General features: G+C 61.0%; 1 protein-coding gene. It reads right to left on the minus strand.

Annotated elements, in window-relative coordinates:
* Positions 1-213 (minus strand): hypothetical protein (locus tag NJF35_RS24955; protein WP_253091628.1); only part of this gene is annotated, 213 nt, incomplete at both ends.

Genomic DNA, 213 nt, shown 5'->3' on the forward strand with positions numbered 1-213 from the left:
GTTACCGGCCACCGTACCGCCTTCGGTGACACTGGCGAAGTCGCTGTGAGCCGTCGGTACGTCATCGACGATGGTGATGACGATGGTGTTGGTGGTCGTGTTGCCCAACGAGTCCTTGACCTGGTAGGTGAAGGATTCGGTGACGGTATTCGGACCGTCGTTGCCAGGGTTCGGCGACTGCGGCGCCGAGGTCAGCGTATAGGTGTAGGTGCC

It is taken from the genome of Pseudomonas guariconensis (assembly GCF_024127895.1).
Lineage (GTDB): Bacteria > Pseudomonadota > Gammaproteobacteria > Pseudomonadales > Pseudomonadaceae > Aquipseudomonas > Aquipseudomonas guariconensis_B.